Consider the following 13,682-nt stretch of genomic DNA (forward strand, 5'->3'; position numbering starts at 1 on the left):
AGATGGATATTACGACGATTATTCAATTGATCGCGACATTTTTTAAGATAGGTTTATTCAGCTTTGGCGGTGGTTATGCTATGATACCCCTCATGGCAAAGGAGATAGAGGGACATGCATGGCTGACGGCGCAGGAATTTGCCGATATAATAGCTATAGCGGAAATGACGCCTGGCCCGATTGCCGTAAATTCGGCAACATTTACCGGTTATCAGACTGTAGGCATAATAGGTGGTTTGGCGGCTACTTTCGGCGTAGCTTTGCCATCGTTCATTATAGCTACTATCGTATCTCACTTTTTTATACAATTTCAGTATCATCCGTTAGTTCAAAATGCGTTTTATGGTATACGCCCGGTTGTAACAGGCCTTATAGCAGCTGCTGCTGTAGCCATTGCTCAGACGTCGATATTTACAGGCGCTCTTACGCCGCAACTGTTTATCGGTATATTTGCACATCCATTACAATATATAGATGTTAAAAGCCTGATCATATTTGTGGGTTCGCTTGCCGCGCTCATTTGGTGGAAGAAACTGCATCCTATATTGCTTCTAGCTATAGCCGGCTTGGTAGGGGCTATCATATTTTAGTGCGATGATACAGGATCTAATATGTTGGTTTGAAAGTGCTTGAAAAAATGAGGGTGGTGATATAAAATTAAGCAGTAATAATTGATAAGGATGAGGATATTATTTATGAGAGATGAGTGTAGTGTAGTTTTTATATCGAAACAATATTTGGGAAGAAATATAAACCGAGCATTTTGTAAAATATACTGGTGACAACAAAGGGGTATTGCTGTGAAAATAAAGACGCCGAAATTTAGAGGTGTCGTTCTAACTGCTTTTATAGTTATATTGAGCATGGCCTTTATCGTGCTCGGCTTTTTCACTTTCAAAAATAGCGATAATGCTTTCGGCGGTATATTTATAGCTCTAACAGTGGCTATTTTGACTATAAGTGTTACCTTATCATGCTATATAATATGGAAGCTGGTTAAAGATGCAAATGACGCGGATAATTATAAAGCCCAAGTAAATGACTACGAACGGATCATAATCGAATTGCGTGCTCAGCGCCACGATTTTCAAAATCATTTATTGGTCATATCCACATTGCTTCAAATGGGGGCTTATGATAATGCTATGCAATATATGAACAATATGTTGGGCGATGTAAGCAGTTTGTTCAGCATAGGAACATTAAAAAAACCGGAAATAGCAGCAGTACTTATTAGTAAAACAGATGAAGCCCATAAAAAAGGCATAGATGTAGAATTGGACATCACGGCCTCGTTGGAGGACGTTGAAGCTAGTGTAGTAGACATTGTCAGGATATTATCAAATTTGATGGATAATGCTATTTATGCACTATCACAGCAACCATCACCATATAAAAAGCTTTTCATATCTATAAAAGAAAATGAGCTATATGCTATATTTACAGTTATAAACAATGTCCCTGTTATCCCGTCGGATATTGGAGAAAGAATATGGCAAAAGGGTTTTACAACAAAAGGCCATGACGGCGAAGGCTTAGGCTTGTATGTGGTAAAAAAATTGGTACATAAAAATAGAGGTCGAATATTGTTCAACAGCGATGAGCAAAGTGGTACAGTGTTTCAAATAATGTTGCCGCTTTCTCAAAATATATAGATTATCGTTATTAAATGATGTATAATACAGTATATACATTATATGAAGGTGGTTAATATCTTGGCCAAAAAGATACTTATAATAGATGATGAACGCATTATGGTCAAAGGATTGAAATTTAGCTTAGAGCAGGACGGATACGAGACCGATGCGGCTTATGATGGTGAAGAAGGCTTGAATAAGGCATTAAACGAGCATTATGATCTCATAATATTGGATATAATGTTACCTAAAATAAACGGGTTGGAAGTTTGCAGACAAGTGAGGGAGCAATCATCTGTTCCTATTATTATGCTGACGGCTAAAGGCGATGACATGGATAAAATACTCGGACTGGAATATGGTGCTGATGATTATTTAGCCAAGCCATTTAATATACTGGAATTGAAGGCCAGAGTAAAAGCTATATTTCGAAGGCTTGATTTAGCAAGTCCTAAGAAAAATGATAAGTATTTGAAAATAAAAAATTTAACTATAAATTTTGAGAACAGGACAGTATTGGTGGATGGCCGAGATGCTAATTTGACTGCGAAAGAATTTGATTTACTTGAGGTATTGGTTAATGGGAGGGGTAAGATTTTCAGCAGGGAGCAATTACTGGAAACTGTGTGGAAATATGATTATTTGGGTGATCTTAGAACGGTAGACGTGCATATAAGACGCTTGAGGGAGAAATTGGAGAAAAATCCGAGTCAGCCCGAGCTTATTTTTACCAAATGGGGAGTGGGCTATTATTTTGCTCAGGAATAAACATGTACATCCGATAAGTTTGCGATGGCAGATCTCAGTTTCATATTTTGTTATAATAGCGATCTCGTTTACGATGCTCAATATGGCAGTGATAAATATTTTGGAGCAAAATTATATTTCGTCTAGGAAGACCACCTTAGTAAAGCAGGCTAATATAATATCGGTTGTATCTGCACGCTATCTACAAGATGCCAATCCGTATATCAACAATGTAATATCGGATTTCAGCGATAGCTTGAATGCGAGGATACTCATACTGAATCACAGGGGTACGGTAGTAGTGGATTCATTCAATGATATAAATATTCTTAACCGTACGTTGAACCATCAAGAGGTTTTGGCAGCTCTAAAAGGAGAGAGCGTTAGCCAACAATATTATTTGCCTGAGGGACAATGGGTTATGTATTCTACAGCCCCTATAACTGCCAATGGCGATATCATAGGAGTGGTGTTCATATCCTCTTCCCTTAAAGATATATATGATTCAATCTCACAGGTACGGGATAGATTGTTGGTCTATTCTGTATTCTTGGCAGTAGCTATCGCGTTGTTCAGCTATTTTATATCGGGTTTTGTAACCAAACCTATAAAAGATATAACCGATGTTATACGAGAAATGGGACGCGGTCATCTACGCCAAAAAGTGGAGGTAAGCGGAAGCAAGGAGATTATAGAGCTGGGTAATGCTTTCAATGCCATGAGTCAGCGTGTTGAGAGCTTGGACAAGGCCCGATCGGAATTTGTAGCCAATGCTTCACATGAATTAAAGACACCTTTAAGCTCAATAAAAGTGTTGGCACAGTCTCTTGTTCAGGATCCAAATGCTGATATAAAAGTATACAAGGAGTTCATGTACGATATAGATTCAGAGATAGACAGGATGAACAATGTTATAAACGATTTGCTTACATTGGTTCAGTTGGACAAGGATAAACCCGATATAACATATACCGATGTAGATTTGGAAAGACTGATAAATGAAGTTTTGAAAGTATTGAGGCCGCTAGCTGCTGCTAAGAATATAAAATTGAACTATAGATGTGAAGAGGGCGTGAGCATTAGGGGAGATGCACCTAAATTAAAGCAGATGTTGATAAATATAATAGATAATGCGTTAAAATATACTCCGGAGGGCGGTAAAGTGGATGTATGTTTACGCAAGAAAGATGGAGAGGCATTGATCGAAGTAGTGGATAACGGCATGGGTATACCGAGAGCAGATCTTCCCTATATATTTGATCGTTTCTATAGGGTGGATAAAGCCAGATCCAGAGCGACGGGCGGTACAGGTCTTGGTTTGTCAATAGCACAAAAAATTGCTTATTTGCATAAAGGTACTATCAATGTCGAGAGTAGCGAAGGGGAAGGCACGCGTTTCTCTATAAAATTGCCCTTAAATATGGGATAAACTTAATAAAAACGTTAGAAATGCTTAAAACATTCGTAAAAAACTAGGTGTATAATGAGTGCGGAAGGAGTGAATAGAGGTGCATAGTTCAAGCAAAATTACAATGTATATTAAACTATTGACAATATGCCTTATAATAGTATTGTCTCTATCATCGTGCGACTTATTTGGCCAAAACGTAAGCCGAGACGATGCTGAATCTGCACCGATAAAAAGTACTCGAAGTTCTCCTATTCCTATAAGCCCCGATCTCGAGCAATATGATGTAGATATAACGCTGTATTTTCTTAGCGAAGACGGTACAAGTTTAGTACCTGAGCGGCGAACTATAAAAAAGGGCCCTGAAAGATTGGAGGAATTGGTTGTATCAGAGTTGATAAAAGGCCCCATGCAGCGGGGTCATGTAGCTATTATCCCACCGGCTACCAAGCTGCTCTCTGTAACTTCCAGCGATAATATAGCTTTTGTCGATGTAAGTAAGGACTTTTTGTCTATAGATCAAAAAGAACCTAATAAGCTTGTTTTAATGATATATTCTGTTGTAAATACCATAACTGAATTAGATGGAATAGATAAAGTTCAATTTCTTGTAGAAGGACAAAAGGCACCTATATTTCCTGAAATAAACGGTCAAAATCCTAAAGGGAATGTACAAAGCGGGCCGATAGCTAGAGCTAATAGTTTAATACAAAGTCCGGTAACTGCTGTAAATAGCTTTTTAAAAGCGTTATCGGCAAATGATCTTGATAAAGCATATATATATATGTCTGATGATATGAATGATAAGAATAAAAGATCTCTTCAGGAATTCAAGGATGCCGCAAAGCAGATAAATTTTAAGCTTACGGATTATGCGGTGTATGATTATAGCCTGGACCTAAACGGCAATGAGGCGCTAGTATCTGTAGATTTCGAAATTAAATTAGGCGACGGAAGCACTATAAAAAGGGATAAAGCATTGCTGAAAACGGTGCGTTTAAACGGCATATGGAAGTTGGAGTGGGCATTGCCTTTTGAAGATTTACAGCTAGAGATGTTAAATGCTATAAGAAAATAAGAAAGTTAGGAGGAAGATTGTATATATGCGACGAAAAAGTTGGTTTGCTGTCAGGCTGATAGCATTAGTCATTCTATTGGTTTTATCAGTTATGGCCTGTTCTAACCAAAAATCCTCCGAGCAACAAAATTCTAGTAATACCGGTGGACAGGAACAGGATGTTTCAAAACAGCAACCTCAAAAAACTGTAGCCACTTTATATTTTACAGATAAAGGCTTTGAAAAATTGGTTACAGAAAGTCGTGAGATAGAGGTTCAGCCTGAGCAGACCCTTGTGGAAGCGGTGCTTAAAGAGCTTTTTAAAGGACCGCGCCAGCCTGAGCACGAAACGGCCATACCTTCAAATGCCAAGCTGTTAAAGGTGAGTCAGGCTGAAAATATCGTGACGGTAGATGTGTCAAAGGAGTTTGATGCAGGGGATATACAGGAAATAGTAGCCAGGATAATGATAGCCAATACTTTGACTGAATTGCCCGGTGTTAAGTATGTTAAATTTTATAAAGAAGGTCAAGAGTATATAGGTGCTAGTGGAGAGCCTCTAGGGTTAATGACCAAAATGGAGAATCTGCAAGAACAGCAAGCTTCAGAAACTCAAGCTGTGGACGATACTGCTGCTAAAAAATACAATATGATATTATATTTTGCGGGCAGCCAAGCCATGTATGTTGTGCCTGAAGTGCGAGAAGTGGACGTTGTCGGGCGGCGATATGCACAGACGGCCATAGAAGAGCTTATAAAAGGACCTACGATGCCGGGCTTATACCCAACTATACCGAATGGTACAAAGCTTAGGAGCATAAAAGTAGAAGACGGTACAGCTATAGTGGATTTCTCCAAAGAATTTAAGGAGAATCATTCCGGGGGCTCTGCCGGTGAATTGATGACTATAAATTCAATAGTCAATACTTTAACAGAGTTCCCATCGATAAAAAGTGTAAAGTTTTTGATAGATGGTAAGGAAAATGAAACTTTAGCCGGGCATGTTGTATTTGATCAGCCATTTACGAGAAATGAGGATGTGATAGGGCAGCGGATAATATTGTATTTTGGCAATAAAGATGCAAACTATCTGGTTCCAGAGTATCGCGATATTCAACACAATGAGCTAAATATTGTTAAGAGAATAGTTCAAGAGCTGATAAAGGGGCCTATGGAAGATGGATTGGAACCTACCATGCCGGAAGGTCTGAGTGAAAAAGATGTCCTGAATGCTAAAGTCAGCGGTGATACCGCTGTGATAAACTTTTCTTCTAACCTAAAAACCAAGCACAAGGGAGGTTCGGCAGGGGAGACGTTGACAGTGTATTCTATTGTCAATTCTATAACCGAGCTGCCCAATATAAAACGTGTGCAAATATTGATAGATGGCAAAGTGCAGGATACGTTAGCTGGGCATATGGCGCTGGATGAGCCTATAATGAGAAATCCAAATTTGATAAAAGAACAATAAAAAGTAATTGCTCAGGTAATATTGCTGATAGACGATGGTAATTAATTACCCACAATAAAAAAACCATCTTTGTTGAAGGTGGTTTTTTTATTGAATAAGGCTGCGAATAGTGGTAAAATTACCAATGAGGTGATATCAATGAGAATAAAACCAGAGGAAGTAGATTATATAGCTGCTTTATCAAGGCTATTTTTATCGGAGCAGGAAAAAAACATATATGCCAGGCATCTTAGCGAAATATTGGAACACGCTGAGCGCTTGAGCGAATTGGATACTGACGGCGTTGAACCTACAGCGCATGTTTTGCCGTTAAGAAATATCTTTCGCGATGACAAAGTTAAACCGTCATTGGAGAGGGATATATTGCTGAGCAATGCGCCTGAAGTAGAAAATGGTTGCTTTAAAGTGCCTAGAATAGTGGAATGAGGAGGACTTTCGGGTGGAATTATATAGGCTTACAGCTCATGAGGCTTACGACAAACTAAAAAAACGTGAGGTGAGTGCTCGTGAGCTTGCTCAATCTGTGATAGAGCGTATAGAGGATGTTGAACAAAACATCGGAGCATACATACATCTTGACTTTGACGCGGCTTTGAGACAAGCTGAAGATGTGGACAGGCATATAGCGGAAGGCTGTGAATTACCGTTGCTTGGCGGTTTACCTATAGCCATAAAGGATAATATGTGCACAGAGGGTGTAACTACGACATGTGCATCGCGTATACTAGCCAATTTTGTACCGCCTTATGATGCTACGGTCGTGCGTCGTTTGAAGGAAAGACAGGCCGTTATATTAGGTAAATTGAATATGGATGAGTTTGCTATGGGCTCATCGACCGAGACATCGGCATTTAAGAAAACTAAAAACCCGTGGGATACAGATAGAGTACCTGGTGGTTCCAGTGGAGGGTCGGCAGCGGCAGTGGCGGCCGATGAGGCATTCTTTACCCTCGGTTCCGATACTGGTGGCTCTATTCGCCAGCCAGCGTCATTATGCGGTGTAGTAGGTATGAAACCCACGTACGGAGCGGTATCGCGGTACGGGTTGGTAGCATTTGCTTCATCTCTTGACCAAATAGGGCCCTTAACAAAAGATGTAAAGGACTGCGCTATGGTATTGAATGCAATAGTCGGCCATGATCCATATGACGCGACATCGGTATCGAGATCATATTCCGACTATACATCCGCTTTAGTCGATGATGTCAAAGGTATTAAAATCGGTGTTCCCAAAGAATTTTTTGGTCAAGGCATAAACGAAGAAGTGAAAAGTGCCGTAATAAAGGCTATTGAGTTGTTCAAAGAGATGGGAGCGGATTATGAAGAAACATCTTTGCCATATACTGATCATGCGCTGTCGGCCTATTATCTTATAGCATCGGCTGAAGCCAGTTCAAATCTTGGGCGCTATGATGGTGTAAAATACGGTTATCGGGCAGCCCAATACGACGATATGATAGATATGTATAAAAAAACTCGTAGCGAAGGCTTTGGTAGCGAGGTAAAGCGCCGTATAATGCTGGGCACATATGCGTTGAGTTCAGGTTATTATGATGCCTACTACTTGAAAGCGTTGAAGGTTAGAACACTTATAACAAGGGATTTTCAGCGAGCTTTCGAGAAATACGACGTTCTCGTAGTACCTACGTCGCCTACGACAGCTTTTAAGATAGGCGAGCGTATGGATAATCCTATGGAGATGTATTTATCCGATGTATGCACAGTGCCAGTAAATATAGCCGGATTACCTGCTATATCCATACCGTGTGGTTTGGACAGCCGGGGTTTGCCTATAGGCTTGCAGATTATAGGCAAGGCCTTCGATGAAGAGACCATACTGCGCGTGGCGTACGCCTTTGAGAGCAATACGCCATACCATAACGAAAAACCTAGTGAAAGGTGAACATGACAGATGGAAGTACAAACCCTTATCGGATTAGAAGTACATGCTGAGTTAGCGACCAAAAGCAAAATGTTCTGTAGTTGCAGCACCGAGTTCGGGGCCGAACCTAATACGCATTGTTGTCCGATATGTACGGGCATGCCGGGTGTCTTGCCGATGCCCAATAAAAAAGCCATAGAATATGCTGTTAAAGCAGGGCTGGCTCTGAATTGCGATATATCGGAGTTCAGTAAGATGGATAGAAAAAATTATTATTATCCCGATCTTCCGAAAGCCTATCAGATCTCTCAGTATGATTTACCGCTCTGCGTCGGTGGTTATGTAGATATAGATACTGAAGAAGGGCCGAAGCGTATACGCATACGCAGAGTTCATATGGAAGAAGATGCTGGCAAACTGTTGCATGAAGGCTGGGGTAACAATTCGTTGGTCGATTATAACCGAGCCGGCGTACCGCTGATAGAGATAGTAACCGAGCCGGATATGAATTCACCGGCCGAAGCAGGGGCATTTTTGGACAAATTAAAAGCTATATTGCAGTATATAGAGGTATCCGACTGTAAGATGGAAGAGGGTTCTTTGCGTTGTGACGTGAACATAAATGCAAGGGCTAGTGATAAATCTATGGCTACTGCTATCACGGAAATGAAAAACTTGAATTCGTTTAAAGCTGCTGTCAAAGCTATGGAGTACGAAGAAAAACGCCATCGAGAGGCTCTACTCGAAGGAGATCCAACAGTGCATGAAACACGACGGTGGGATGATGCCAGAGGCGTTACCGTTGCAATGCGCAGCAAAGAGGAAGCTCATGACTATCGATATTTCCCTGAGCCGGATCTCGTACCGATAGCTTTGGACAAAAGCTATGTAGAAAGCATAAAAGAGGGCCTTCCGGAATTACCGGATCAAAGATATCAGCGCTTTATTTCTCAATATGGTTTGCCACAATATGATGCTGAAATCTTGACATCATCGAAATATCTGGCCGATTACTTTGAACAGTGCATGACTATTTACGATAATGCTAAAACCGTAAGCAACTGGCTTATGGGAGACGTTTTGAGGGCTTTAAATGAAAATGGCAAAGATCCGTCGGACATACCATTTCCGCCGGTATATCTGGTCGATTTGATTAAATATGTCGACGATGGTACTATAAGCACAAGCATTGCCAAAAAGGTATTCGATGAAATGTTTGCAAACGGAACGGATCCCGGTGCTATAATAAAAGAGCAGGGATTGGTGCAGATAAGTGATGAAGGTGAATTATTGGAAATAATACGGCAAGTTATTCAGGAAAATGCGCCTTCGGTAGCTGATTATAAAGCCGGCAAAAAGAAGGCTTTAGGTTATCTGGTGGGTCAGGCCATGAAACTTACCAAAGGCAAAGCCAATCCGCAACTTTTAAATAAACTGTTGGAACGGGAATTAAATTAATCATACCAAGCCTTCTTGCCTAATATAATTGTAACAAGATATTAGGTGAGAGGGTGTTATATTAATGGCTTATAAGAAGTGGGTAATATTTATAGCATTGGCTTTAATATTGTCTAGTGGCTTGATGGCATGTTCTTCTGAGAGCGATGATAAGGCTGATAAAAGTGATGCTGGAAACACAAATAATGCTGCCGAAACGGCTGGCCAAGCCGAGACGACCAGCAATATGCGTCCCACGGTACTGTATTATCAGGATGCCGATGGCTATGTCGTGCCGGTGATGCGCAGGATAAAGTGGCAAGAGGCCATAGCCAAATCAGCATTGCAAGCTATAACCGATGAAACCGTAATTCGAGAGGATATACAAAAAATAGGCCTATTGCCTTCCATACCGGCCGGTACTCAGATAAACGGCATAAGTATACATGATGGTTTGGCCACCGTAGACTTCAACGATGGCATAATGAGCTGTGCAGATGCTGCCGAAGAACGAAATATGGTCGATGCTATAGTGTATACTTTAGCCGAATTTCCGACTATAGATAAAGTGCAGCTTCAGGTCAACGGCAAAATTGTGAAGAAGTTAAAACACGGTACGGCTGTGGATAAACCTCTTGAACCGGCAGGTATAAACGCAGAGACAGCTGATAAAAATCTGGATCTGAATAAAGCATCGAAAGTAGCGGTATATTTCACAAAAGCGTCTGCTCCTAATTTTGCTTGCCTGGTTCCTGTAACTAGATTTACATCGGCCAGCAGCGCTAATATAGCTGACGCTATAGAAGAGCTGCTGAAGGGGCCTAAAGAGAATAGCAGTTTGACCACGTCTATACCACAAGGCACCAAGCTCCTGGGTGTCCAGGTGAAAGAGGGAGTAGCATATATTAATCTTTCTAAGGAATTTGAAGCTGTTCAAAATGCGCAGGCCGATATGGATATGGCGCTTAAGCAGCTTATGATGACGGTAAAACAGTTTGACGGAGTACAAAAGGTTAAGATTCAAATAGACGGCAAAGATGTGGGTTCGGGTGAGAATGCTGTTGCTGAGCCGATAGCCGTTCCCGCATTTGCCAATGAATACTGATTTTTGGAGGATATAATGCGGGCTTACCATAGAGGCTTTGATCAACTGCGACCGGTAACATTAACGCGCGATTACTTAAAACACCCTGATGGATCGGTGTTGATCGAAGCCGGAGAAACCAAAATAATATGTACGGCGATGATAGAAGATAAGGTGCCGCCTTTTTTGAAAGGAACGGGCAAAGGTTGGATAACCAGCGAATATGGCATGCTGCCGGGGTCCACTCAGGCACGTAAAATAAGGGAGTCTACCAGAGGGCATATAGAAGGGCGTACGCAGGAAATACAACGCATCATAGGTAGGACATTGCGCTCAGTTGTGGATATTTCTGCTTTAGGTGAACGCACTATATGGATAGATTGCGATGTTATACAAGCTGATGGAGGTACGCGCACAGCTTCTATAACTGGTTCTTTTGTAGCGTTGGCTATTGCTATAAACAAGCTGTTTGAGAAGAAAAAAATAGAGCGTTTCCCCATAAGCAATTTGGTAGCCGCTGTAAGCGTGGGTATAGTAGATGGCCAGATTATGCTGGATCTGTGCTATGATGAAGATGCTAGGGCGCAGGTAGATATGAATATTGCTATGACAGATGATGGCCGCTTCGTAGAGGTCCAGGGAACTGGCGAAGCGGCGCCGTTTTCACGCCGGCAGATGGACGAGCTCATAAACCTTGCCGACAAAGGGATACAGGAGCTCATGGCTTTGCAAATAGATTGTTTAGGAGAAATAGCTGATAAAATAGGTGGCAGAAAGTGAAGATCAAGGATATCATCATAGCTTCTAATAACAAAGGTAAGATTGCAGAGATCAAACATATATTGACGCCTTTGGGCGTCAATATATGTTCTATGCAAGAAAAAGGCATATATGTAGCAGTAGAGGAAGATGGCAATAGTTTTCAAGAGAATGCCATTAAGAAGGCTATGACTGTATGTAAAGTGGCTAATGAGTGGACATTGGCCGATGATTCAGGATTAATCGTACAAGCGTTAGGCGGCCGACCTGGTATATATTCGGCGCGTTTTGCCGGCTTAAATGCCAGCGATGAGGATAACCGCAGAAAGCTGCTCGATATGATGCGAGATGTACCATGGGATAAACGCAAAGCGTTCTTTTACTGCTGTGTTGCTCTCGTTTCGCCCGACGGCTATGTAATAATGGCAGATGGGCGATGTGACGGGTATATAGCATATGAGGAAATGGGAAGCGACGGTTTCGGATATGATCCTGTATTTTTGATACCTGAATATAACAAAACATTTGCCCAATTGGATATATCAGTAAAAAACGAGATGAGCCATAGAGCCAGGGCATTAGATGCGTTAAAGGATAAAATCAAAGATTACGTATGAAGAGGTAACTGATGAGAATAGGGGTAATGAGCGATACCCATGGTCATTTGGCCACAGCCAGAAGGGCTATAAAGGATATGGGTAATGTCGACGTGCTTGTGCATCTAGGCGATTATTGCCATGATGCTGTACTGTTATCGGCAGAGCTACAAAGAGAGATAATATCTGTAAAAGGGAACTGCGATTTTTCTTCCAGTATACCGGCAGAGCAGATTATAGAGGCTCAGGGATTGAGAATTTACGCCACACATGGCCATCAACACGGTGTCAAATGGGATCATGATGGCATCATTGAGAAGGCCAGGGATTTAAAGGCTGATGTTGTGTTATTCGGGCATTCGCATATAGCGGAGATATTCGCAGATAATGGCATACTTTTCATCAATCCTGGCAGCATAGGTGAGCCGCGCGGTTCGGATGCACCCAGCTATGCGATTATCGAGATAAGAAACGGCAAAACATATCCATATATAGTGGCCCTATCTTTGTGATGATGGGACAAATTTATTTGGCGCGACACTGTATGCCAGCAAAATCGGCGATTTTTTGCTATTGACAAACAAACGGCTATATGCTAAACTTACATATTGTCACCGGTATGCGGGTGTAGCTCAATGGTAGAGTTCCAGCCTTCCAAGCTGGCCGCGTGGGTTCGATTCCCATCACCCGCTCCATATAATAAGCGCTTGTAGCTCAGCAGGATAGAGCAACGGATTTCTAATCCGTGGGCCGGGGGTTCGAATCCCTCCAGGCGCACCATAATGTGGTGGATGTAGTTCAGCTGGTTAGAGCGCCAGGTTGTGGCCCTGGAGGTCGTGGGTTCGAGTCCCACCATTCACCCCATTTTTATTTTTGCGACCCATTAGCTCAGGCGGTAGAGCACTTGACTTTTAATCAAGGTGTCCGGGGTTCGAGTCCCCGATGGGTCACCATTTTGGGAAATTTTTTCGCTATAAATGTTGCATACTTTATATATGTTTGCTATAATAATAAGCGTCAGTCACATTGAGCTGTTTAATGGGTCAAGGTGACGTTAACGTTGGGATGTAGCCAAGCGGTAAGGCACAGGACTTTGACTCCTGCATTCGTAGGTTCGAATCCTGCCATCCCAGCCAAATTTGATCCATTAGCTCAGGCGGTAGAGCACTTGACTTTTAATCAAGGTGTCCGGGGTTCGAGTCCCCGATGGATCACCAATATGCGCGGGCGTGGCGGAATTGGCAGACGCGCCAGACTTAGGATCTGGTACCGCGAGGTATGGGAGTTCGAGTCTCTTCGCCCGCACCAAATGACCAAATAGCATGCGGGAGTGGCTCAGTGGTAGAGCGTTGCCTTGCCAAGGCAAATGTCGCGGGTTCGAATCCCGTCTTCCGCTCCATTACAATGGGCTATTAGCTCAGTTGGCAGAGCACCTGACTCTTAATCAGGGTGTCCAGGGTTCGAGTCCCTGATGGCCCACCATGAAGATCGCTGCTTAAGAGTAGCGGTCTTTTTATATAAAAAGCAAAATAGACCTTGAAATTTTAGCGTTTTAGTGGCATAATAAAAAAAACGAATATTTTGCTATTTTTTAATATAAGGAG

Annotated in this window: 13 protein-coding genes and 9 tRNA genes; all 22 read left to right on the top strand. The window is 41.8% G+C overall.

The genetic code is table 11. From position 1 onward, the window contains the following. Positions 1-2: 2 nt before the first annotated feature. The 22 genes from MAHAU_RS04460 to MAHAU_RS04570 all read left to right on the top strand — a co-directional run bounded on the left by MAHAU_RS04460 (position 3) and on the right by MAHAU_RS04570 (position 13,560). A complete protein-coding gene (locus MAHAU_RS04460; RefSeq protein ID WP_013780531.1) occupies positions 3-590 on the top strand; it encodes a chromate transporter in 588 nt (195 codons plus the stop codon). Positions 591-800: 210 nt separating this feature from the next. Beyond that, positions 801-1,655 (top strand): sensor histidine kinase, encoded by an 855-nt coding sequence (locus MAHAU_RS04465; RefSeq protein WP_013780532.1) that lies wholly within the window; start codon positions 801-803, stop codon positions 1,653-1,655. Positions 1,656-1,715: 60 nt separating this feature from the next. Then, positions 1,716-2,405 (top strand): response regulator transcription factor, encoded by a 690-nt coding sequence (locus MAHAU_RS04470; protein WP_013780533.1) that lies wholly within the window; start codon positions 1,716-1,718, stop codon positions 2,403-2,405. A gap of 82 nt (positions 2,406-2,487) precedes the next feature. Then, complete coding sequence (locus tag MAHAU_RS04475; RefSeq protein WP_171804962.1) at positions 2,488-3,813, top strand: sensor histidine kinase; 1,326 nt, start codon at positions 2,488-2,490, stop codon at positions 3,811-3,813. A 79-nt stretch (positions 3,814-3,892) separates the two neighbouring features. Beyond that, positions 3,893-4,870 (top strand): GerMN domain-containing protein, encoded by a 978-nt coding sequence (locus MAHAU_RS14935; RefSeq protein ID WP_013780535.1) that lies wholly within the window; start codon positions 3,893-3,895, stop codon positions 4,868-4,870. A 25-nt stretch (positions 4,871-4,895) separates the two neighbouring features. Next, a complete protein-coding gene (locus MAHAU_RS14940) occupies positions 4,896-6,320 on the top strand; it encodes a GerMN domain-containing protein (protein ID WP_013780536.1) in 1,425 nt (474 codons plus the stop codon). A gap of 138 nt (positions 6,321-6,458) precedes the next feature. Continuing rightward, positions 6,459-6,746, top strand: coding sequence for an Asp-tRNA(Asn)/Glu-tRNA(Gln) amidotransferase subunit GatC (gene gatC / locus MAHAU_RS04495; protein ID WP_041644339.1), 288 nt, complete (start codon positions 6,459-6,461; stop codon positions 6,744-6,746). Between the two features lie 13 nt (positions 6,747-6,759). Beyond that, positions 6,760-8,223, top strand: coding sequence for an Asp-tRNA(Asn)/Glu-tRNA(Gln) amidotransferase subunit GatA (gene gatA / locus MAHAU_RS04500; RefSeq protein ID WP_013780538.1), 1,464 nt, complete (start codon positions 6,760-6,762; stop codon positions 8,221-8,223). Between the two features lie 9 nt (positions 8,224-8,232). Beyond that, a complete protein-coding gene (gene gatB, locus MAHAU_RS04505; protein ID WP_013780539.1) occupies positions 8,233-9,660 on the top strand; it encodes an Asp-tRNA(Asn)/Glu-tRNA(Gln) amidotransferase subunit GatB in 1,428 nt (475 codons plus the stop codon). Positions 9,661-9,724: 64 nt separating this feature from the next. Next, a complete protein-coding gene (locus MAHAU_RS15930) occupies positions 9,725-10,744 on the top strand; it encodes a GerMN domain-containing protein (protein WP_013780540.1) in 1,020 nt (339 codons plus the stop codon). 15 nt (positions 10,745-10,759) lie between these two features. Continuing rightward, entirely contained in the window at positions 10,760-11,503 is a 744-nt protein-coding gene (gene rph, locus MAHAU_RS04515; RefSeq protein WP_013780541.1) for a ribonuclease PH, read from the top strand. After that, complete coding sequence (locus tag MAHAU_RS04520; RefSeq protein WP_013780542.1) at positions 11,500-12,099, top strand: XTP/dITP diphosphatase; 600 nt, start codon at positions 11,500-11,502, stop codon at positions 12,097-12,099. The genes rph and MAHAU_RS04520 overlap by 4 nt, the downstream gene beginning before the upstream one ends. Positions 12,100-12,110: 11 nt before the next feature. Then, on the top strand, positions 12,111-12,590 hold the full coding sequence (locus MAHAU_RS04525) for a metallophosphoesterase family protein (RefSeq protein ID WP_013780543.1): 480 nt from the start codon (positions 12,111-12,113) through the stop codon (positions 12,588-12,590). A 109-nt stretch (positions 12,591-12,699) separates the two neighbouring features. Then, a tRNA-Gly gene (locus MAHAU_RS04530) sits at positions 12,700-12,773 on the top strand. Between the two features lie 8 nt (positions 12,774-12,781). Then, positions 12,782-12,858 (top strand) — tRNA-Arg (locus tag MAHAU_RS04535). 7 nt (positions 12,859-12,865) lie between these two features. After that, positions 12,866-12,942: transfer RNA gene (locus MAHAU_RS04540), tRNA-His, on the top strand. Between the two features lie 13 nt (positions 12,943-12,955). Then, a tRNA-Lys gene (locus tag MAHAU_RS04545) sits at positions 12,956-13,031 on the top strand. Positions 13,032-13,139: 108 nt separating this feature from the next. Further along, positions 13,140-13,214, top strand: a tRNA-Gln gene (locus MAHAU_RS04550). A 5-nt stretch (positions 13,215-13,219) separates the two neighbouring features. Then, positions 13,220-13,295, top strand: a tRNA-Lys gene (locus MAHAU_RS04555). A 6-nt stretch (positions 13,296-13,301) separates the two neighbouring features. Then, positions 13,302-13,386: transfer RNA gene (locus MAHAU_RS04560), tRNA-Leu, on the top strand. A 16-nt stretch (positions 13,387-13,402) separates the two neighbouring features. After that, positions 13,403-13,477 (top strand) — tRNA-Gly (locus MAHAU_RS04565). 7 nt (positions 13,478-13,484) lie between these two features. Further along, positions 13,485-13,560 (top strand) — tRNA-Lys (locus tag MAHAU_RS04570). Positions 13,561-13,682: the final 122 nt, after the last annotated feature.

This window comes from Mahella australiensis 50-1 BON (assembly GCF_000213255.1).
GTDB lineage: Bacteria > Bacillota > Clostridia > Mahellales > Mahellaceae > Mahella > Mahella australiensis.

Excerpts from the sequence above, each read along its gene's own strand:
- gatC (WP_041644339.1), top strand. The coding sequence starts at position 6,459 with ATGAGAATAAAACCAGAGGAAGTAGATTATATAGCTGCTTTATCAAGG.
- MAHAU_RS04460 (WP_013780531.1), top strand. The coding sequence starts at position 3 with ATGGATATTACGACGATTATTCAATTGATCGCGACATTTTTTAAGATA.
- MAHAU_RS04525 (WP_013780543.1), top strand. The coding sequence starts at position 12,111 with ATGAGAATAGGGGTAATGAGCGATACCCATGGTCATTTGGCCACAGCC.
- MAHAU_RS15930 (WP_013780540.1), top strand. The coding sequence starts at position 9,725 with ATGGCTTATAAGAAGTGGGTAATATTTATAGCATTGGCTTTAATATTG.
- MAHAU_RS04475 (WP_171804962.1), top strand. The coding sequence starts at position 2,488 with ATGGCAGTGATAAATATTTTGGAGCAAAATTATATTTCGTCTAGGAAG.
- MAHAU_RS14940 (WP_013780536.1), top strand. The coding sequence starts at position 4,896 with ATGCGACGAAAAAGTTGGTTTGCTGTCAGGCTGATAGCATTAGTCATT.
- rph (WP_013780541.1), top strand. The coding sequence starts at position 10,760 with ATGCGGGCTTACCATAGAGGCTTTGATCAACTGCGACCGGTAACATTA.
- gatB (WP_013780539.1), top strand. The coding sequence starts at position 8,233 with ATGGAAGTACAAACCCTTATCGGATTAGAAGTACATGCTGAGTTAGCG.